Origin of the sequence: Rhizobium sp. BK313, from assembly GCF_014193655.1 — a bacterium.
Classification (GTDB): domain Bacteria; phylum Pseudomonadota; class Alphaproteobacteria; order Rhizobiales; family Rhizobiaceae; genus Rhizobium.
In genome coordinates, this window is sequence record NZ_JACHZQ010000001.1 from 1,340,479 (window position 1) to 1,359,489 (window position 19,011).

Below are 19,011 nucleotides of genomic sequence, written 5' to 3' on the forward strand. Positions count from 1 at the left end.
CGCTGCCATCGAAAGACATATTCTGGCGCGCCGGACGCGCCGCACCTTCATTCCTTCGATAGGATCATAACATGCTTGAAATAAAGAACCTGCACGCCCGCATCGCCGAAGACGGCACCGAAATCATCCGCGGCTTGGACCTCACGGTAAAGGCCGGTGAAGTCGCTGCCATCATGGGTCCGAACGGCTCCGGCAAGTCGACACTCTCTTATGTCCTTTCCGGCCGCGACGATTACGAAGTGACCGAAGGCGATATCCTCTACAACGGCGAGAGCATTCTGGAGCTCGACGCCGCCGAGCGCGCCTCCAAAGGTATCTTCCTCGCCTTCCAGTACCCGGTCGAGATCCCCGGCGTTGCCACCATGCAATTCCTGAAGGTAGCGATGAACGAGCAGCGCAAGGCGCGCGGCGAGGCCGAACTGACGACGCCGGACTTTATGCGCCGCGTCAAGGACGCTGCCGGCAAGCTGCATATCGACACCGAGATGCTGAAACGCCCGTTGAACGTCGGCTTCTCCGGCGGGGAAAAGAAGCGAGCGGAAATCCTGCAGATGGCGCTGTTGGAGCCCAAGCTTTGCATTCTTGACGAGACGGACTCCGGCCTCGACATCGATGCGCTGAAGATCGTCGCCGATGGCGTCAACGCGCTGCGCTCGCCCGACCGCGCCGTGGTCGTCATCACCCACTACCAGCGCCTGCTCGACTACATCATTCCGGACACGGTCCACGTCCTCTACAAGGGCCAAGTGATCAAGTCCGGCGACAAGACGCTGGCGCATGAGCTCGAGGCCAACGGCTATGCCGATATCATCGGGGCTGCGGCCTGATCGGGGCGGAAAGGATACGTCGATGAACATTCAGACGACGAGCCGCCTGACCGCCGGGGAGACGGCGCTGATCGAGGCTTACAATAACCAGTTGGGTGATTTGCCGGGCAATGGCGACGTGTTCGCCGTCCGCGACCGCCTGCTGGATGATCTTAAGACAGCCGGCCTGCCGACGCGGCGTTTCGAAGCCTGGCACTATACCGATTTCAAGAGCCTGCTGCGTTCCGTTCCGACCGACGTCGGGGCCGGCATCGTCGAGCCCTTATCGCCGACCGTTCCCGGTTCGGCTGTGCTGCCGGTTCTGCAAGGCAGCGTGAGCGGCAAGACGTCGATCGATGACCTGGTCGTCAGCCGCTATGCCGATAGTTTGGCAGACGGTACAGCCGCCGCCAGCCTGACCGCGCTTGGCAGGGACGACGCCATCGGCCGGATCAACGGCAGCTTCGTGCGCGACGGCTATGTCATCGAGTTTCCCGATGGCACCGAGCTCGACGCGCCGCTGGAGATCCAGTTCATCCATGCCGGCGGCCAGATCCATAGCCGCCTACCGGTCTCGTTTGGCGCCGATGTCAAGGCGACCGTGATCGAGCGCCATCAGGCCGTGCCCGGTGCTGCGGCGCTGGTCTCCTCGATCAGCGACATCAAAATCGGCAAGGGTGCCGAAGTGACCTGGATCATCCTGCAGGAGCAGGGAATCGAGGACACACATCTCGGCCAGATCCGCGTCGACCTCGGCGCGGATGCCAAGCTGAAGCTGTTCGTTATCAATGCCGGCGGCAAGCTCGTGCGCCAGGAGTTGCATGTGAAGGTCACGGGCGAGGGCTCCGACCTCGTGCTGCGCGGCATCAACTTGCTCGGTGGCGACACGCATACCGATGTGACGCTGGTGCTTGGCCACGACGTGCCGCACACGAGCTCGACGGAGATCGTTCGCAATGTGGTGTTCGACCGCGCCCGCGGCGTCTTCCAGGGTATGATCCGTGTCGCTCCGGATGCGCAGAAGACCGATGCCCGTATGGCCTGCAACACGCTGCTGATGTCCGACGATGCCGAGTTTTCCGTCAAGCCGGAGCTCGAAATCTTCGCCGACGACGTGCAGTGCGGCCACGGTGCCACAGTTGCCGATATCGACGCCAACCATCTGTACTATATGATGGCGCGCGGCATTCCGAAGAACAAGGCCCGCGCCATGCTGGTCAATGCCTTCGTGGCCGAGATCGTCGAAGAGCTAGAAGACGAAGCCCTGGTCGAGGCGCTGGAAAGCGTTATTTCGGCCTGGCTCGATAAGCATGCCTGATTGGAGCAACGCTCGTGGACAAGATCGTACCAGCCACCGCCTATGACGTCGAAGCGATCCGCCGGGATTTTCCGATCCTGTCGACGACCGTCCACGGCAAACCGCTGGTCTATCTCGACAACGGTGCATCTGCACAGAAGCCGCAGGTCGTGATCGACGCGGTGTCGCATGCTTATTCGAGCGAGTATGCCAACGTGCACCGCGGGCTCCACTTCCTCTCCAATGCTGCCACCGAGGCCTATGAGGCTGCGCGCGAAAAAGTGCGCCGCTTCCTGAATGCGCCGTCAGTGGACGATATCGTCTTCACCAAGAACTCGACCGAAGCGATCAATACCGTCGCCTATGGCTGGGGCATGCCCAAGCTCGGCGAGGGCGACGAGATCGTGATTTCGATCATGGAACATCATTCGAACATCGTGCCCTGGCATTTCATCCGTGAACGGCAGGGCGCCAAACTGGTCTGGGTTCCGGTGGACGATGACGGCGCTTTCCATATCGAGGATTTCGAAAAGAGCCTGACGGAACGCACCAAGCTGGTCGCCATCACTCATATGTCGAATGCGCTCGGCACCGTCGTCCCGGTCAAGGAAGTCTGCCGCATTGCGCATGAGCGCGGCATTCCCGTGCTGATCGATGGATCGCAGGGTGCCGTGCACCTGCCTGTCGACGTGCAGGATATCGATTGCGACTGGTACGTCATGACCGGCCACAAGCTCTACGGCCCTTCGGGGATCGGCGTGCTCTACGGCAAGAAGGACAGGCTTCGCGAGATGCGGCCCTTCCAGGGCGGCGGCGAGATGATCTTCGACGTCACCGAGGATAACGTCACCTACAACGATCCGCCGCATCGTTTCGAAGCCGGCACGCCGCCCATTGTCCAGGCGATCGGGCTTGGCGTCGCGCTCGACTATATGGAGAGCGTCGGCCGCGAGGCGATCGCCCGACACGAGGCCGATCTCGCGGCTTATGCGGCGGAGCGGTTGCGGGAGATCAATTCGCTGCGCGTTTTCGGCACTGCGCCCGGCAAAGGTGGTATCTTCTCCTTCGAACTTGCGGGTATCCATTCCCACGACGTTTCGATGGTGATCGACCGTCAGGGCGTTGCCGTCCGCGCAGGCACACATTGCGCGCAGCCGCTCTTGAAACGCTTCGGCGTCACCTCCACATGCCGTGCATCGTTCGGCATGTATAATACCCGTGCCGAGGTGGATGCCCTGGCCGATGCGCTGGAATATGCGCGCAAATTCTTTGCCTAAGGAGGCAAGCGATGTCACTCGACGAAAGCGAACAGAAGATCGACGTGCGCGAGGGCATCGTGCATTCCAGCATTCCCGAGGCCGAGTTGGCACGCCTCAGCGACGACGTCATCGGTGCGCTGAAGACGGTCTATGACCCTGAAATTCCCGCCGATATCTTCGAACTCGGTCTGGTCTACAAGATCGATATCGAAGACGACCGTATGGTGAAGATCGTCATGACGCTGACCGCGCCGGGTTGCCCCGTCGCCGGCGAAATGCCGGGCTGGGTCGAAAATGCCGTCGGAGCAGTCGAAGGCGTCTCCGGCGTCGAAGTCGCCATGACCTTTGACCCACCATGGACGCCGGATCGCATGTCGGAAGAGGCACAGGTAGCGGTCGGCTGGTATTGAAGCTTTAAGCCGCTCGCTTTACATTATGACTCGAAGCACCGGATCTTGACCCCGGTTGTGGAAGGAGAATAGGCCCATGGGCTTTGCAGTGATGACCATGACGGATGACGCAGCAGCGCGCGTCAAGGCAATCGTCGACAATTCCGGGCCTGATGCCAAGGGTGTTCGCGTCGGCATCAAGAAGGGCGGTTGCGCGGGGATGGAATACACCATCGATCTCGTAACAGAGCCGAACGCCAAGGACGATCTGATCGAGCGCAACGGCGCCAAGGTTTGGGTCGAGCCGTCGGCAGTGCTTTATCTGCTTGGCACCGAGATGGGTTTTGAAACCACCACGCTGCGCTCCGGCTTCACTTTCACCAATCCCAACCAGACGTCGGCCTGCGGCTGCGGCGAATCCGTCGAACTGAAGCCGGCCGATCTCGCGGCTCTGGCTGCACAGCGCCAGGCCGCTCCGGCTGTCTGACAGATGCCGATCGCCGCTGATATCAGGCGGCGTCGGATTCGCGCTCGGCCACCGCCACCGGCGTCAGTTTCAGACCGAGTGCCTTGACCACTTTCAAGATAGTCGCGAACTCCGGATTGCCTTCGCCACTCAGCGCCCGATAAAGCGCCGAGCGGTTCATACCGACATCCTTGGCAAGCTTGCTCATATTGCGCGTTCGCGCCACCTCGCCAAGCGCCTTGGTAATCGAAGCCGGATCGTCGGTTTCGAAGGCTGCTGCGATATAGCCGTCGACGGCGTCCACGCTAAAGGGCGTTTCCTGCGCCATATTATAAGCCTTTCTGAATGAGCCAATCGCGGATGAGCCCGGCTTCGCTCTCGTGCAAGCCGTGGCCCGTCGGCAGCAGGTAGCTGCTGACGTCCGCGTGACAGTTCTCAAATTGTGTTTTTACCAGAACCGCGTCGTCGGGTTGCCGGCGTTCATCATCTTCGCCTGCGGTGATCAGGACAGGCAGGTTGCGCATCGACGGGAAAGCTTCTTCCGGCGCGGGCGACAAAGGGCGTAATAGGATCGCGCCTGATGCCAAGCCAGGCTGGGTGCGCAGAATTGATGCGGCCATGATCGCACCATTGGAAAAGCCGAGCAAAATCGGAGGCTGCCTCAATATTCGCTGTTCGATGGCCGCGCCTATGAGCCGACAGAGCAGAGCCGTCTGCTCGCGGAGATCATCATAGTCGAGGCTCCGATCGGGATTGCGACGGAAAAATGCAAAGCCATCTTCCCAACCCACGCCGCCGCGCAAGGCCATATAGGGCCGTTGTGGCGCAATTTCATCAGCAAGCGGAACGAGGTCCGCTTCGCTTCTCCCGCTGCCGTGCAACAGCACAAGCGGCCGAGAGGAGAAACGTTCCCGTCCCGCGACAAAGTAAAATCCTGATAATTCCGGCATGATGTATGAATTCCAGCGCCGTCTTTTGCCGCGCTACAAAAAGTGCCGCGCGTCCCACCAGACGCGCGGCGCAGTCATAGAGATTTTTCGCGATAGATTTATGTCGGGGGAGAGTGAAGCGGCTGAACCGCTTCACTTTTTTGGAAAAACACTTATTCCGCGGCTTCGGCGTAGGCTTCAACCGGCGGGCAGGTGCAGATGAGATTTCGGTCACCATAGACGTTGTCCACGCGGTTGACGGGCGACCAGTATTTATCGACCCGGAAAGCGCCCGGCGGGAAGCAGGCCTGTTCGCGGGAATAGGGCCGATTCCACTCGCCAACGAGGTCTTCGACCGTGTGCGGTGCGTTTTTCAGCGGGTTATCGGTCTTGTCCATGCGGCCTTCTTCGATGGCGCGGGCTTCCTCGCGGATCGCCAACATCGCCTCGCAGAAGCGGTCGAGCTCTGCCTTTGTTTCCGATTCGGTCGGCTCGATCATCAGCGTGCCGGCAACCGGCCAGCTCATGGTCGGCGCGTGGAAGCCGCAATCGATCAGGCGCTTGGCGACGTCATCGACGGTGACGCCGGCGCTGTCGACCAGCGGACGCGTGTCGATGATGCATTCATGCGCCACGCGGCCGCTCTTCGATTTGTAGAGCACGTCGTAAGCGCCCTTCAGCCGCGCCGCGATATAGTTGGCGTTGAGGATCGCGACCTTGGTCGCCTGCGTCAGCCCTTCGCCGCCCATCATCAGGCAGTAGCTCCAGGAAATCGGCAGGATCGAAGCCGAGCCGAAGGCTGCAGCCGACACCGCGCCGGCGCGTCCATCCGTTTCCGGATGACCAGGCAGGTGCGCCGTCAGATGCGCCTTGACGCCGATCGGGCCCATGCCGGGACCGCCGCCGCCATGCGGAATGCAGAAGGTCTTGTGCAGGTTCAGGTGGCTGACGTCGGAACCGATGTCGCCGGGGCGGGAGAGGCCTACCATGGCGTTCATATTGGCACCGTCGAGGTAGACTTGGCCGCCGTGCATATGCACAAGTTCGCAAATCTCCTTGACCGTCTCTTCGAAGACGCCGTGCGTCGACGGATAGGTGATCATGCAGCAGGAAAGATTGGCCGCATACTGATCCGCCTTGGCGCGGAAATCAGCCATGTCGATATCACCGTCATCGCTGACCTTGACCACGACAACTTTCATGCCGGCCATCTGCGCGGAGGCCGGGTTCGTACCGTGTGCCGAGGTCGGGATCAGGCAGATGTCGCGGTGACCCTGGCCGTTGGCGATGTGGTAGTTGCGGATGGTGAGCAGGCCGGCATATTCGCCCTGCGCGCCGGAATTCGGCTGCATGGAGAAGGCGTCATAGCCGGTCACCGCGCAAAGCTTTTCCGTCAGGTCATCGATCATCTCGCGATAACCAAGCGCCTGATCGGCCGGCACGAAGGGATGAATATCCGCAAATTCCGGCCAGCTTATCGGCAACATCTCAGCCGTTGCATTCAGCTTCATGGTGCAGGAACCGAGCGGGATCATCGAGCGGTCGAGCGCCAGGTCGCGGTCCGAGAGCCGCCGGATATAGCGGGTCATCTCGCTTTCGGCGCGGTTCATGTGGAAGATCGGATGCGTCAGATATTCGCTGGTGCGCAGCAGGTTCTTCGGAAGGCGATAGCCGGGTTCGAAGTCTGCGAGACGGAAATTGCCGCCGAAGGCGCGCCAGACGGCTTCCAGCGTTGCCGGGCGCGTGCGCTCGTCAAGGCTCATGCCGATCTTGGTTTCACCGACCTTGCGCAGATTGACGCCCTCGGCGACGGCCGCGCGCAGGATCAGGCCCTGCATATGGCCGACCTCGACGGTGATCGTGTCGAAGAAGGTCTCGGGCTCGATGGCGTACCCAAGCTTTTCGAGCCCCTTGGCCATCAGCACGGCCTTCTGGTGCACCTGCTGGGCAATCGCCTTGAGACCCTGGGGGCCATGGAAGACGGCATACATGGAAGCCATGACGGCGAGCAGAACCTGCGCGGTGCAAATGTTCGACGTCGCCTTTTCACGGCGGATATGCTGTTCGCGGGTCTGCAGCGACAGACGAAAGGCGCGATTGCCGCGGGCATCGACGGAGACGCCGACAAGACGACCGGGCATGGAACGCTTATAAGCATCCTTGACGGCCATATAGGCGGCATGCGGACCGCCATAGCCGACCGGCACACCGAAGCGCTGCGACGAGCCGACGGCAATGTCCGCGCCCATTTCGCCGGGCGACTTCAGCAGCGTCAGCGCCAGCGGATCTGCAGCAACAACTGCGATCGCGCCGGTCTGGTGTAGTCTTGAGATCAGACCGGTGAAGTCATTGATGTGGCCATGCGTACCCGGATACTGGAAGATGGCTCCGAAGACATCGACCGGATCGAGATCAGTGAAGGGGTTGCCGACGATGACGGTCCAGCCGAGCGGCTCCGCGCGGGTCTTGATCAATGCGATGGTCTGAGGATGACAATCGGCATCAACGAAGAAAGCCTTGGCCTTGGATTTCGCCACACGCTCGGCCATCGCCATGCCTTCGGCCGCAGCGGTTGCTTCATCGAGCAGTGAGGCATTGGCAACATCGAGACCCGTCAGGTCGCAGATCATCGTCTGGTAGTTCAGCAGCGCCTCGAGGCGACCTTGGCTGATTTCAGGCTGGTAAGGCGTATAGGCCGTGTACCAAGCCGGATTTTCCAGAATGTTGCGCTGAATGACCGGCGGCGTAATCGTGCCGTAGTAGCCCTGACCGATCAGCGAGACGAGAACCTTGTTCTTGTTGGCGGTCTCGCGCAGCTTGTCGAGCGCTTCGCGTTCCGTCATCGGTGCGCCCCAGGTGAGCGGCGCCTTCTGGCGGATGGATGGCGGCAGCGTCGCGTCGATCAGTCCGTCTAGACTGCCATAGCCGATGACCTTCAGCATGTCAGCCATTTCAGCCGGGGACGGGCCGATATGGCGGCGATTGGCGAAATCGTAGGGCTGGTAGTCGGTGAATGTGAATTCCGTAGGCGTATCCATTACGCGATGAGCTCCTTGTAGCCGGATTCATCCAGCAAACCATTGGCATCGGCGACATTCTTAAGCTTCAACTTGAAAAACCAGCCAGCGCCCATCGGGTCGGAATTGACGAGCGCCGGATCAGCCGTGATGGCTTCGTTGATCTCGGTGATCTCGCCATCGAGCGGACAATAGACCTCCGACGCCGCTTTGACGGATTCGACGGTCGCCGCATCGTCGCCTTTGGAGAAGTTGGCGCCGACTTCGGGCAGTTCCACGAAAACGAGGTCGCCGAGCTGTTCGGCGGCATGTGCCGTGATTCCGACGGTCGCAACGTCGCCTTCGATGTTCAGCCACTCATGTTCTTCGGTGTATTTCAGCATGGACGATCCTCTCTGGAATATGACGTTCAGCGTTTATAGGTCGGGGTGATGAAGGGCAGGGTAGAAACGGCGACAGGCAGGTATTTGCCGCGAACTTCGGCATAGACCGGTGTACCAGGCACGGCGGCGCTGACGGGCACGTAGCCCATGGCGACAGGACCTTCGACGCTCGGCCCAAAGCCGCCGGAGGTGACTTCGCCGATCTCGTTCTTGCCTTCGGCGTCTGCGTAGAGCTTGGCATGGCTGCGCACCGGCGCCTTGCCTTCCGGCTTCAGGCCGACGCGGCGGCGGGTTGCGCCACTATCCAGTTCGGAAAGGATGCGGGCGCTGCCCGGAAAACCACCAGCGCGAGCGCCGCCGGTCTTGCGGGCCTTCTGCATGCCCCATTCAAGCGCCGCTTCTACCGGCGTCGTCGTCTGGTCGATATCGTTGCCGTAGAGACAAAGCCCGGCTTCGAGACGCAGGGAATCGCGGGCGCCGAGACCGATTGGCTGAACATCGGGGTGTTCGAGCAGCCGCCCGGCAATATCTTCAGCCTTGTCGACCGGTACGGAAATCTCAAAGCCGTCTTCGCCGCTATAGCCAGAGCGGGAGACAAGACAGGAAACGTCATGCAGGCGACAATGGCGGACATCCATGAACTTCATATGGGCGAGATCCGCCCAGAGCTCGGCGAGGACGGAGACGGCACGGGGTCCCTGCAGCGCGATCAGCGCGCGATCAAGTAAAGTGATTTCGCAGGTATCACCGATATGATCTTGAAGATGCTTGAGATCGGCATCCTTACAGGCAGCGTTGACCACGACAAAAAGATAGTCGTCCATGTGGGCGATCATCAGATCGTCGAGGATGCCGCCATTGTCGTCGGTGAAGAATCCGTAGCGCTGACGATTTTCGGCGAGCCCGACAATATCGACCGGCACAAGGCTTTCCAGCGCCAACGCCGCATCCTCGTAGGAGCCTGAGCGAGCTCGAATTGTCACCTGGCCCATATGTGAAACATCGAAAAGACCAGCAGAAGCACGGGTCCAAAGATGCTCTTTCATGACGCCAGCAGGATATTGCACCGGCATATCGTAGCCGGCAAAGGGCACCATCTTGGCACCAAGCGACAGATGCAGGGCGTGGAGGGGTGTCTTCTTGAGGGCAGCGGTCTCGTCCAAATGACGCCTCCGGGGTTTGCGCTCAGCCAAAAGCGCAGGGCTCAAAATTTCGGCGCGGTTGCACCTACGATGAGCCCCCTCTGTCTATTTGCCTGAGATTGTTATCCCTTCGGCGAACGCTATCGCGCTTCTCTCCAGAGTTCCGTCTGCCCCTTGCTGGTCCTTTGGCCTGAGAGTTTCCGGGGCGGTTGCTCCTTCGGCACCGGCTTGCGCCGGATTCTCCCAACAAGGTCGGTTGCCATTATCTGGGAGCGGCCGAAGATGGCAAGGGGCAAATGTCGCCAGCGAACAAATTTTTGTCGTGTCAAATGCTTGAGGGTTTTCGGATGGGCGCGACCGATGGATGCAGGGACTTTGCAATTGTTCTGCGAGAGGTTATGCCATGAGCCCTATTGAGGAGCCGCGCAGGAGAAAATGATGAACCGCAAATACGCCGCCGCATTTCTAATTTCGGCGACCACGCTTTCGTTTTCCGCCGCCGCGGCCATGGCGCAGCAGAGCAACGACATGAACAGCATGTCGGGCATGCATATGGATGCAGGCAAGGCGCCCGCAGGCTCTGCCGCGGCGAAGCTGGGCGACCTCGACATCAGTGGCGGATATGTCCGCGCCATGCTGCCTGGCCAGCCGGTCGGTGGCGGCTACATCACCATCCACAATGGCGGCAGCAGCGACGACAGGTTGACCTCCGTCACATCCTCGGCGGCCGGCAAGGTCGAGCTGCACGAGATGAAGATGGACGGCGAGATCATGAAGATGCGGGAAGTCAAAGAGGGTATCGCCATTCCCGCCGGCGCCACCGTGACGCTTTCTCCGAATAGCCTCCACATGATGTTCAAGCAGGTGAAGACGCCGTTCAAGCAAGGCGGTACGGTGCCGGTGATGCTGATGTTCGACAAGGCGGGGATGGTCGATGTCACGCTGCCCGTCGTGGCGCCGAACGGAAACTGAGGTTTGGAAGGCCACTGAGACGCACCGTCTGTTACAAAATTCCAACCCATAGACAATTCCGGTTTCCACTTTTCGTCGAAATGCTCTAAAGCCACGTCAAAAGGCCGGGATGACCCAGCCCTGGGGCCAGATTGCTCCAGTCCTTTGATTTGGCATGATCTTGTCAGAAGGCTGTTTCGCACTTTTCGGGATCATGTCGCGGCGCTTGAAAGAAGAAGAATGGCCGGGATTGAGCATATAGAGGTCGAGCCTGATGAGGCCGGCATGCGCCTCGACCGTTGGTTCAAGGTGCATTTCCCGGGACTTGGCTTTGGACAATTGCAGAAGCTGATGCGGTCCGGTCAAGTGCGTGTCGACGGCGGGCGCGTGAAGACCGACGCACGCGTGCAGCCGGGGCAGATGGTGCGCGTACCGCCACTGGATGTCGACGCCAAGGGGCCAAAGAGCGGCCCGATCGCTGGCAAGGAATTGAAACACTCCGGCGACGCCGAGCTTCTGTCGCGCATGCTGCTGCATGAGGACGACAAGGTCTTCGTCCTGAACAAGCCAGCCGGCCTTGCGGTCCAGGGCGGCTCCGGGCTCAACCGCCATATCGATCAGATGCTGGAAGCCTGGACAAACCAGAAGGGCGAGAAACCACGGCTGGTGCATCGCCTTGATCGCGATACGTCGGGCGTACTCGTCGTCGCACGCACACGCGGCGCCGCACAGAAATTGACGGCCGCATTTCGCGAACGCGACACCAAGAAGACCTATTGGTCGCTGGTCAAGGGCGTGCCGCGCAAGCATGAAGACAAGATCTCGACCTGGCTGGTCAAGGAAGCAACCGCCGACGGCGACCGGATGCGTATCGCCAAGCATGGCGAGGAAGGCGCAGATCACGCTATCACCTACTATCGCGTGCTCGAAACCGCCGCGCAGAGCCTCGCCTGGCTGGAGATGGAACCCTATACCGGCCGGACGCATCAGCTACGTGTTCATGCGCTGCACATGGGGCACCCGATCATCGGCGATCCCAAATATTTCGATGACGATCCGAATTGGGATTTTCCGGGCGGCGTCCAGAAGCGGCTGCATCTGCATGCCCGCCACATTGACATTCCGCATCCAAGCGGCGGCCGGCTGCGGATCACCGCGCCACTGCCGCCACATATGGTACAGACCTGGAATCTCCTTGGCCTGGATATGGAGTCTGCAGGGGAGCCAGACGACGAATGAAGCTGGTTCTTTTTGATTGCGACGGGACGCTCGTTGATAGTGTGCGGCTGATCCACGAGGTCATGGCGCGCACCTTTGTCGATTTCGGTTACAAGCGCCCTGATGTCGCCTCCACCAAGTCGATCATTGGCCTGACGCTGGACATCGCGATTGCCCGTATGCAAGGCAAGCCGCATATCGATGACGAGGCCATCGCGATGACGGCGCACTATAAGTCGATCTTCCCCGGTGTGCGCGACGAGGGGGATATGCAGACGCCGCTTTTCGACGGCATCAAAGCGCTGATCGAGACGCTGGCCGCCCGCGATGAATTGCTGATCGGCGCAGTTACCGGGAAGTCCCGCCGCGGCTTGACGCATATTCTTGAAGTAAATGGCTTTGCGCCCTATTTCGTCGTCTCACGCACCGCTGACGATTGCCCCTCCAAGCCGCATCCCGCCATGGTGACGGAATGCTGCAGCGAGACCGGCACCGATCCGCATGATACGATCGTTATCGGCGATGCCGTCTACGATATGCAGATGGCGAAGGCGGCCGGGGCGACCGCGATCGGTGTTGCCTGGGGCTACGCTTCCGTGGAAGAACTGTTGGCCGCCGGAGCCGACACGATCGCCCATCACCCGAATGACCTGTTGAGCTATATCCTCTGAGGTGACGCCATGCGCGACCTGTTGAACGACCTTTCCGAAGGCTTGAGCCATCCCGATCCCATCCGCCGGGCGCAAATCCAGATGAAGAAGCCGCTGCCGAAGCGCTTCTACCAGGATGTGAGCATCCGCGAGAGCGAAGACGGCCATGTGATCGAGCTGGACGGCAAAGCGGTAAAGACGCCCGCGCGCCGATCGCTCGCCGTGCCGACCGAGGCGCTGGCGAAGCTGGTGGCAGCCGAGTGGGCGCGACAGGCCGAGGTCATCGACCCGGGTACCATGCCGGTGACGCGGTTGGTCAACACGGCGCTCGACGGCGTGGCGATTGATAGCCAGGCGGTATTCGAGGACATCCTGCGGTTTTCCTCCAGCGATCTGCTTTGCTATCGCGCCGAGGGGCCGGAGCGCCTGGTGGAGCGGCAATCGGACCAGTGGAACCCGCTGATCGACTGGGCCGCTCACGAACTCGGCGCTCGCTTCATCCTCGCCGAGGGCGTCATGCATCAGGAACAGCCGCGCGAAGCGATCGCTGCCTTTGCCGTGACCTTGCGCAAATACGACACGCCGCTGGAACTCGCCAGCCTGCACACAATCACGACCCTGACGGGTTCGGCAATCCTGGCGCTCGCCTTCGCCGAGGGCCGGCTGCCGCTCGACGAGGTCTGGTCGCTCGCCCATCTCGATGAGGATTGGACGATCGAACGTTGGGGCCGCGACGAGGAGGCCGAACAACGCCGCGCCCAACGCTTCGAAGAGTTTCGGGCCGCCACCGATGTTTTTTCGGCGCTTCGCAGTTGAATGTTGTTGATTTGCAGTCCGTTATGTCGAAGTCTGTATCTCAAGGGCTGGGAATTCGGGACGCGAATCATGATGTTGTTGAGGTCGGGTGCGGTATCGGCGCTCGCAGGATGTTTGGCGCTGGCTGCATGTTCGAGCTGGTCGCTCACGCCGCCGCCTTCACCTCCGGCCTATGACGTGCGCAGCGCCACTGTCGTCGCCGATCAGTCGGTGCCGCCTGTTTCGCCGGCGCTGCTTTCCGCCATCAACGAGCGCGTGAACGCCGCCATCGCCGTGACGACCCGCGATACACCTTTGCCGAAGGTCGCGCTCACCATCCGCCTGACCGACGTTCGCAAGGGCGGGAGTTTCAACCATGACCGCAATACGGCGAAGATCAATGTCGACGCCGCTTCGCTCGATACTGGCGCCGTGGTTGCCATTGCCTCCTTCGACACGGCAAACTTCACTCCGAATCCAACCGCGGCTGACGATTTGATGGCTGAGGATATTGCCGCACGCATCCGCTCCATCTTCGCGCTGAAGACACCGCCGCTGGTGAATTGAGCTGGCGGCTTCAAAGTGCTGCTGTGCCATGCTAAGCCGGATAAGCGGAGAAGAGGTCCCTCATGAAAGAGATCCTGCAGGAATTGGAACGTCGCCGGGAAATCGCGAGATCCGGAGGCGGCAAGGCGCGTATCGATGCGCAGCATGCACGCGGCAAGCTGACGGCGCGCGAGCGCATCGAAATCTTCCTCGACGAAGGCTCCTTCGAGGAGTTCGACATGTTTGTCGAGCATCGCTCGATTGATTTCGGCATGGACAAGAGCAAGATCGCGGGTGACGGCGTGGTCACCGGCTGGGGTACCGTCAATGGTCGTACGGTCTTCCTGTTCGCCAAGGATTTCACGGTTTTCGGCGGCTCGCTTTCGGAAGCGCATGCCGAGAAGATCATGAAGGTCCAGGATATGGCGCTGAAAAACCGCGCGCCGATCATCGGGATCTATGATGCCGGCGGTGCGCGCATTCAGGAGGGCGTGGCGGCGCTCGGCGGTTATGCCGAGGTGTTTCAGCGCAACGTGCTCTCCTCCGGCGTCATACCGCAGATCTCGATCATCATGGGCCCCTGCGCCGGCGGCGACGTCTATTCGCCGGCTATGACCGATTTCATTTTCATGGTGCGCGACACCTCCTATATGTTCGTCACCGGCCCGGACGTGGTGAAGACCGTCACCAACGAAACAGTGACATCAGAGCAGCTTGGCGGCGCCTCGGTGCATACAACGAAATCCTCGATCGCCGACGCCGCCTACGACAGCGACATCGACACGTTGCTGCAGGTTCGCCGGCTCATCGATTTTCTGCCGCAGTCGAATACCGCGGCGCTTCCGGAGATCGAATGCTATCAATCGGTCACCGATCCGGATAGCTCGCTCGACACGCTGATCCCGGCCAATGCCAACAAGCCCTATGACATCAAGGAGTTGATCTTGAAGGTGGCGGACGAGGGCGATTTCTTCGAAATCCAGGCAAGCTTCGCCAAGAACATCGTTTGTGGCTTCGGCCGCATCGAAGGCGCGACGGTCGGCTTCGTCGCCAATCAGCCGATGGTGTTGGCGGGCGTGCTCGACAGCGACGCCTCGCGCAAGGCGGCACGTTTCGTGCGCTTCTGCGATTGCTTCAGTATCCCGATCGTCACTTTTGTCGACGTACCCGGCTTTCTGCCGGGAACCGCGCAGGAATATGGTGGGCTGATCAAACACGGCGCCAAGCTGCTCTTCGCCTATGCTGAAGCCACGGTGCCGAAACTCACCGTCATTACCCGCAAGGCCTTCGGCGGCGCTTATGACGTCATGGCGTCGAAGCATCTGCGCGGTGACCTCAACTATGCCTGGCCGACGGCGCAGATCGCCGTCATGGGTGCCAAGGGCGCGGTCGAGATCATCTTCCGCAAGGATATCGCCGATCCCGACAAGATCGCGGCGCATACAAAGATGTATGAGGACCGCTTTCTGTCACCCTTCGTTGCCGCCGAGCGCGGCTATATCGACGAAGTGATCATGCCGCACTCCACCCGGCGGCGGCTGGCACAGGGGCTCAGAATGCTGCGCAACAAGGATCTGACCAATCCCTGGAAGAAACATGACAATATTCCGCTATAAGCATGTGACAACAAGTCACGGATTTTACACGGAAAATTGATTGGGTGTCAGAAGCCGTGTCTTCACCTTCGCACCCCCACAAACTAATGCTGACTCCAGGAACCTAAAACTGGAGTAGAAAATGGCACTTTCCGATCGCCTGAATCAATATCAGCCTTATGCCTTGACTGCGCTGCGCATCATGACCGGCCTGCAGTATATCGAGCATGGTACACAGAAGCTTTTCGGCTTCCCGGCCGGCGGTCACGCCGACGGCCCGCTGCCGACACTGTTTTTGATTCAAGGTATTCTGGAAGCCTTTGGCGGACTGGCAATTTTCCTCGGCCTGTTCACCCGCCCCGTCGCATTCATTCTGTGCGGCAACATGGCGGTCGCGTATTTCATGGCGCATCTGCCGAAGAACTTCTTCCCCGTCAACAATGGTGGCGACGCAGCCATCCTGTTCTGCTTCGTCTTCTTGTTCTTGGTCTTCGCGGGCCCGGGCCTTCTGGCCATCGACAACCGCAGGAAATAATATGCAATCTCGCCGGGCTTGGATTGATATCCGAGCCCGGCGAATAATTTCGCCTTTCGCGTGTTGACTCCGGTGTCAGCGGAAAGCGACCATATTCCCTCAGAGGTACTGGCCGCCTTCTCAGTTCAAACGGAGATTTTCATGCCGGCTTTCGAACAGCGTTTATCGGAATATCAACCTGCCGCCCTGACGGTACTCCGGATCGTCACGGCACTCCTGTTTATAGAACACGGTACGCAGAAGCTGTTCGGCTTCCCGCCCGTCTCCTACGAGATCACGACGCTGTTTTTCATTGCCGCGATCATCGAGCTTATCGGCGGAATTCTGGTCCTGCTTGGGCTGTTCACGCGACCGGCGGCGTTAATCCTCAGCGGCGAAATGGCGTTCGCCTATTTCCTGGTGCACGCACCGATCAGCTTCTTCCCAGCCAACAACGAGGGTGATGGAGCGATCTTGTTCTGCTTCATCTTCCTCTTCCTGGTCTTTGCCGGACCGGGCCGCTGGGCACTGGACAATCGCAAGCGCGGCTGACATTCAGGCAACTAGCTTGAGCCCGGCAATTCCTGCGACGATCAGGCCGATACAGAACAAGCGAACGAGGGTGGCGGGGTCGCCGAGTAGCCAGATGCCTAGGAAAACGGTGCCCACCGTGCCGATACCGGTCCAGACGGCATAAGCCGTGCCCATCGGCAAGGTCTTCACCGCCAAGCCGAGCAGCACGACACTGACCACCATAGAGATGACAGTGAGAACTGTGGGGATCGGTCGAGTAAAGCCATCGGTATATTTCAGGCCGACGGCCCAACCGATTTCAAATAGACCCGCGAGGAAAAGCAGGAACCAAGCCATTTTACGCTCCATCTTAAGAGCGAGGCCGTCCCCGCGGTGTCTTACGGTCGGCATTCAATACCGGCCGCCGCAGTCGTCTGCGCGGGAAAACATATGCCTCAGCTAAACTCTCTTTTCAAGCTGGGGACTGCATAGCTGCTATGCCGCCCGTTTCATGCCAGCCGTTCGGCATGCCACTTCAGGTGATCGTCCATGAAGCTGGAGATGAAATAATAGGAATGGTCGTACCGCTCATGCATGCGCAGCGTCAGGCCGATGCCGGTGCCCTCGATCGCCTCTTCGAACAACCACGGACGCAGACCGCTTTCGAGGAAACCATCGGCTTTGCCCTGGTCGATCAGAAACTCCGGAAATCGGGCGCCATCCTCGACAAGTGCGCAGGCATCGTATTTCCGCCAGGCGGCCTTGTCCGCCGCAAGATATTTCTCAAAGGCCGGCGCCGACCAGTCGGCCGTCGAGGGTTGCACGATCGGAGCGAAGGCGGAGCAGCTCTTGAAGCGATCCGGATTTTTCAGCGCAATCGTCATCGCGCCATGGCCGCCCATGGAATGACCGAAAATGCCTTGCCGGCTGATATCCATGCGGAACTGCCGGCTGACGAGGGAGGGCAGTTCCTCTGTGATGTAGGTGTACATCCGGTAGTTCTCAGCCCACGGCTCTTCGGTGGCGTCGAGATAGAAGCCAGCGCCTTTGCCCATTTGCCAATTGGTCAGTTCGTCAGGAACATCATTGCCGCGCGGGCTGGTGTCCGGGCAGACGACGATCAGGCCGAACTCGGCCGCCAAGCGGCGATATTCGCCTTTCTCCATCACGTTTGCATGCGTGCAAGTGAGGCCAGAGAGATACCAGACGACCGGGCAGGGCTCCTTGATCGCCTGCGGCGGCACGAAGACCGCGAAAGTCATCTCGCACCGGCAGGCTTCGGATTCATGCGAAAAGACGCCCTGCATGCCGCCGAAGGCGGTGTTCTGGGAAATGATGTTCAAGGCTGGCCTCCAGGCGGATTATGAGCTTTGGCACGCCGGCAAAGGCGATCGAAGGTTTCGAGAAAGGCGGAACGGTCGCGTGATGAGAAAGCGGCGTTGTAGCCTTTGCTCTCGCCGGTTTCGCGCAGATGCGCGCCGAGATCGCGCATGGCAGTAGCCATGCCGATATTGGCATTATCGAAAACACGGCCGGTTGGTCCGGTCACCAGCGCGCCAGCAGAGACGCAACGCCCGGCCAACGGCACATCGGCCGTAACGACGATATCGCCGGGACCGGCATGTTCGGCAATCCAGTTATCCGCGGCGTCGAAAGCATTGGAGACGATGACGTTCTTCACCATCGGATCGCGCGACGGGCGGAGGCCGGAATTGGCGACAAGCGTCACCTCGATGCCGTGGCGCTCGGCCACTTTCAAAATTTCCGGCTTGACCGGACAGGCATCGGCATCGACGTAGATCATGGGAACAGACGTTGCATCGTTGGAGCGCTGCGCATCCGGCCGAACGCGCAGTCGCGGTTTAGCGAAGTCCCCCCTCAGGGGCCAGACCTATTCCCTTAATGTGCCCTGCTTTTTCGCCACCCAGGTTGCGAGAGCATCCATAAGCGTCGGGTTCAGGCAATCGTAAGGCTCAAGGCGGAGCTCCTTCAGCCGGCTGCGAACGGACGTCATGGCGGAGGGCGGCGTTCCGGATTCGATGATCGACGACACGAATGCGGTGAAGGTGGGTTCAGGCCAGCCGCTTTCCTGAAAGCGCTCAGGATGGATGAAATCCAGGCCCTTGAAAGCATGGTCGCGCTCCACCGGCCCATACATATGCACGCCGCATTGCTTGCAGGCATGGCGGCGGATCAAGGCGTCCGGATCGACAATGGCGAGCTTGTCGCCGTTTTCGAGAACCTTCACGTTCTCATGAGCCGTCACGGCAACGATCGAGAACGTAGCACCCTGCGGTTTCCAGCATTTGGTGCAGCCGCAGGCGTGATTGTGGGCAATTCCGCCGCTGATGGCGACTTTGACGGGGCGATCGGTGCAGGCGCAGACCAGCGTCCCACCGCTGAAATTCGCCTGTCCCGCCTTCACTCCGCCGTCGAGCGCCGGGTGTATCGATACTTGACTTGGCATGTTCAGCTCCTCCTCCTTGGTTGCCCACGGCCCCAAATCAGGATCGATTTGCCAAAGGCCGTGTGCCATTCAAA

General features: G+C 60.2%; 22 protein-coding genes and 2 riboswitches. Of the genes, 13 read left to right on the plus strand and 9 right to left on the minus strand.

Annotation, left to right across the window (positions count from 1 at the left end; genetic code table 11):
* The first annotated feature begins 71 nt into the window (after window positions 1–71).
* The 5 genes from sufC to sufA all read left to right on the plus strand — a co-directional run bounded on the left by sufC (window position 72) and on the right by sufA (window position 4,238).
* Window positions 72–827, plus strand: a complete 756-nt coding sequence (gene sufC, locus FHT86_RS06310; RefSeq protein WP_133706017.1) for a Fe-S cluster assembly ATPase SufC — start codon at window positions 72–74, stop codon at window positions 825–827.
* A gap of 22 nt (window positions 828–849) precedes the next feature.
* Complete coding sequence (gene sufD, locus FHT86_RS06315) at window positions 850–2,124, plus strand: Fe-S cluster assembly protein SufD (RefSeq protein ID WP_133706018.1); 1,275 nt, start codon at window positions 850–852, stop codon at window positions 2,122–2,124.
* Between the two features lie 14 nt (window positions 2,125–2,138).
* Window positions 2,139–3,380, plus strand: a complete 1,242-nt coding sequence (locus FHT86_RS06320) for a cysteine desulfurase (protein WP_133706019.1) — start codon at window positions 2,139–2,141, stop codon at window positions 3,378–3,380.
* Window positions 3,381–3,391: 11 nt separating this feature from the next.
* Entirely contained in the window at window positions 3,392–3,772 is a 381-nt protein-coding gene (locus tag FHT86_RS06325) for an SUF system Fe-S cluster assembly protein (RefSeq protein WP_133706020.1), read from the plus strand.
* A gap of 76 nt (window positions 3,773–3,848) precedes the next feature.
* The gene (gene sufA / locus FHT86_RS06330; RefSeq protein WP_133706021.1) at window positions 3,849–4,238 is read left to right on the plus strand and encodes a Fe-S cluster assembly scaffold SufA; all 390 of its coding nucleotides are present in this window, start codon (window positions 3,849–3,851) and stop codon (window positions 4,236–4,238) included.
* Between the two features lie 22 nt (window positions 4,239–4,260).
* Here sufA and FHT86_RS06335 read toward each other — a convergent pair whose 3' ends face one another.
* The 5 genes from FHT86_RS06335 to gcvT form a co-directional block, all read right to left on the minus strand.
* Entirely contained in the window at window positions 4,261–4,545 is a 285-nt protein-coding gene (locus FHT86_RS06335) for an addiction module antidote protein (protein ID WP_133706022.1), read from the minus strand.
* Window position 4,546: 1 nt separating this feature from the next.
* The gene (locus FHT86_RS06340) at window positions 4,547–5,167 is read right to left on the minus strand and encodes an alpha/beta hydrolase (protein WP_133706023.1); all 621 of its coding nucleotides are present in this window, start codon (window positions 5,165–5,167) and stop codon (window positions 4,547–4,549) included.
* Between the two features lie 152 nt (window positions 5,168–5,319).
* Window positions 5,320–8,184, minus strand: coding sequence for an aminomethyl-transferring glycine dehydrogenase (gene gcvP, locus FHT86_RS06345; protein ID WP_133706024.1), 2,865 nt, complete (start codon window positions 8,182–8,184; stop codon window positions 5,320–5,322).
* Window positions 8,184–8,546 carry a glycine cleavage system protein GcvH gene (gene gcvH, locus FHT86_RS06350; RefSeq protein WP_133706025.1) on the minus strand — a complete coding sequence of 121 codons (363 nt, stop codon included), beginning with the start codon at window positions 8,544–8,546 and terminating at the stop codon, window positions 8,184–8,186. The genes gcvP and gcvH overlap by 1 nt, the downstream gene beginning before the upstream one ends.
* A gap of 26 nt (window positions 8,547–8,572) precedes the next feature.
* A complete protein-coding gene (gene gcvT, locus FHT86_RS06355; RefSeq protein WP_133706026.1) occupies window positions 8,573–9,709 on the minus strand; it encodes a glycine cleavage system aminomethyltransferase GcvT in 1,137 nt (378 codons plus the stop codon).
* A 70-nt stretch (window positions 9,710–9,779) separates the two neighbouring features.
* Window positions 9,780–9,857, minus strand: a riboswitch (glycine riboswitch).
* A 3-nt stretch (window positions 9,858–9,860) separates the two neighbouring features.
* Window positions 9,861–9,944: riboswitch (glycine riboswitch) on the minus strand.
* 182 nt (window positions 9,945–10,126) lie between these two features.
* On the opposite strand from gcvT, the gene FHT86_RS06360 reads away from it, so the two are divergent.
* The 8 genes from FHT86_RS06360 (at window position 10,127) to FHT86_RS06395 (ending at window position 16,509) form a co-directional block, all read left to right on the plus strand.
* On the plus strand, window positions 10,127–10,660 hold the full coding sequence (locus FHT86_RS06360; protein WP_133706027.1) for a copper chaperone PCu(A)C: 534 nt from the start codon (window positions 10,127–10,129) through the stop codon (window positions 10,658–10,660).
* 219 nt (window positions 10,661–10,879) lie between these two features.
* Window positions 10,880–11,878 carry an RluA family pseudouridine synthase gene (locus FHT86_RS06365; RefSeq protein WP_133706028.1) on the plus strand — a complete coding sequence of 333 codons (999 nt, stop codon included), beginning with the start codon at window positions 10,880–10,882 and terminating at the stop codon, window positions 11,876–11,878.
* A complete protein-coding gene (locus tag FHT86_RS06370) occupies window positions 11,875–12,528 on the plus strand; it encodes an HAD-IA family hydrolase (RefSeq protein WP_133706029.1) in 654 nt (217 codons plus the stop codon). The genes FHT86_RS06365 and FHT86_RS06370 overlap by 4 nt, the downstream gene beginning before the upstream one ends.
* Before the next feature lie 9 nt (window positions 12,529–12,537).
* Entirely contained in the window at window positions 12,538–13,323 is a 786-nt protein-coding gene (locus tag FHT86_RS06375) for an ATP12 family chaperone protein (RefSeq protein WP_133706030.1), read from the plus strand.
* 69 nt (window positions 13,324–13,392) lie between these two features.
* Complete coding sequence (locus tag FHT86_RS06380) at window positions 13,393–13,869, plus strand: hypothetical protein (RefSeq protein WP_133706031.1); 477 nt, start codon at window positions 13,393–13,395, stop codon at window positions 13,867–13,869.
* 62 nt (window positions 13,870–13,931) lie between these two features.
* Entirely contained in the window at window positions 13,932–15,464 is a 1,533-nt protein-coding gene (locus tag FHT86_RS06385) for an acyl-CoA carboxylase subunit beta (RefSeq protein ID WP_133706032.1), read from the plus strand.
* Between the two features lie 121 nt (window positions 15,465–15,585).
* Window positions 15,586–15,978 (plus strand): DoxX family protein, encoded by a 393-nt coding sequence (locus tag FHT86_RS06390; protein WP_133706033.1) that lies wholly within the window; start codon window positions 15,586–15,588, stop codon window positions 15,976–15,978.
* A 141-nt stretch (window positions 15,979–16,119) separates the two neighbouring features.
* The gene (locus FHT86_RS06395; protein ID WP_133706034.1) at window positions 16,120–16,509 is read left to right on the plus strand and encodes a DoxX family protein; all 390 of its coding nucleotides are present in this window, start codon (window positions 16,120–16,122) and stop codon (window positions 16,507–16,509) included.
* Window positions 16,510–16,512: 3 nt separating this feature from the next.
* On the opposite strand, the gene sugE is transcribed toward FHT86_RS06395, so the two are convergent.
* The 4 genes from sugE to gfa form a co-directional block, all read right to left on the minus strand.
* Window positions 16,513–16,827 (minus strand): quaternary ammonium compound efflux SMR transporter SugE, encoded by a 315-nt coding sequence (gene sugE, locus FHT86_RS06400; protein WP_133706035.1) that lies wholly within the window; start codon window positions 16,825–16,827, stop codon window positions 16,513–16,515.
* A 152-nt stretch (window positions 16,828–16,979) separates the two neighbouring features.
* Entirely contained in the window at window positions 16,980–17,813 is an 834-nt protein-coding gene (fghA, locus tag FHT86_RS06405) for an S-formylglutathione hydrolase (RefSeq protein WP_133706036.1), read from the minus strand.
* Window positions 17,810–18,274 carry a YaiI/YqxD family protein gene (locus FHT86_RS06410; RefSeq protein WP_133706037.1) on the minus strand — a complete coding sequence of 155 codons (465 nt, stop codon included), beginning with the start codon at window positions 18,272–18,274 and terminating at the stop codon, window positions 17,810–17,812. The genes fghA and FHT86_RS06410 overlap by 4 nt, the downstream gene beginning before the upstream one ends.
* An 87-nt stretch (window positions 18,275–18,361) precedes the next feature.
* Window positions 18,362–18,937 carry an S-(hydroxymethyl)glutathione synthase gene (gfa, locus tag FHT86_RS06415; protein WP_133706038.1) on the minus strand — a complete coding sequence of 192 codons (576 nt, stop codon included), beginning with the start codon at window positions 18,935–18,937 and terminating at the stop codon, window positions 18,362–18,364.
* Window positions 18,938–19,011: the final 74 nt, after the last annotated feature.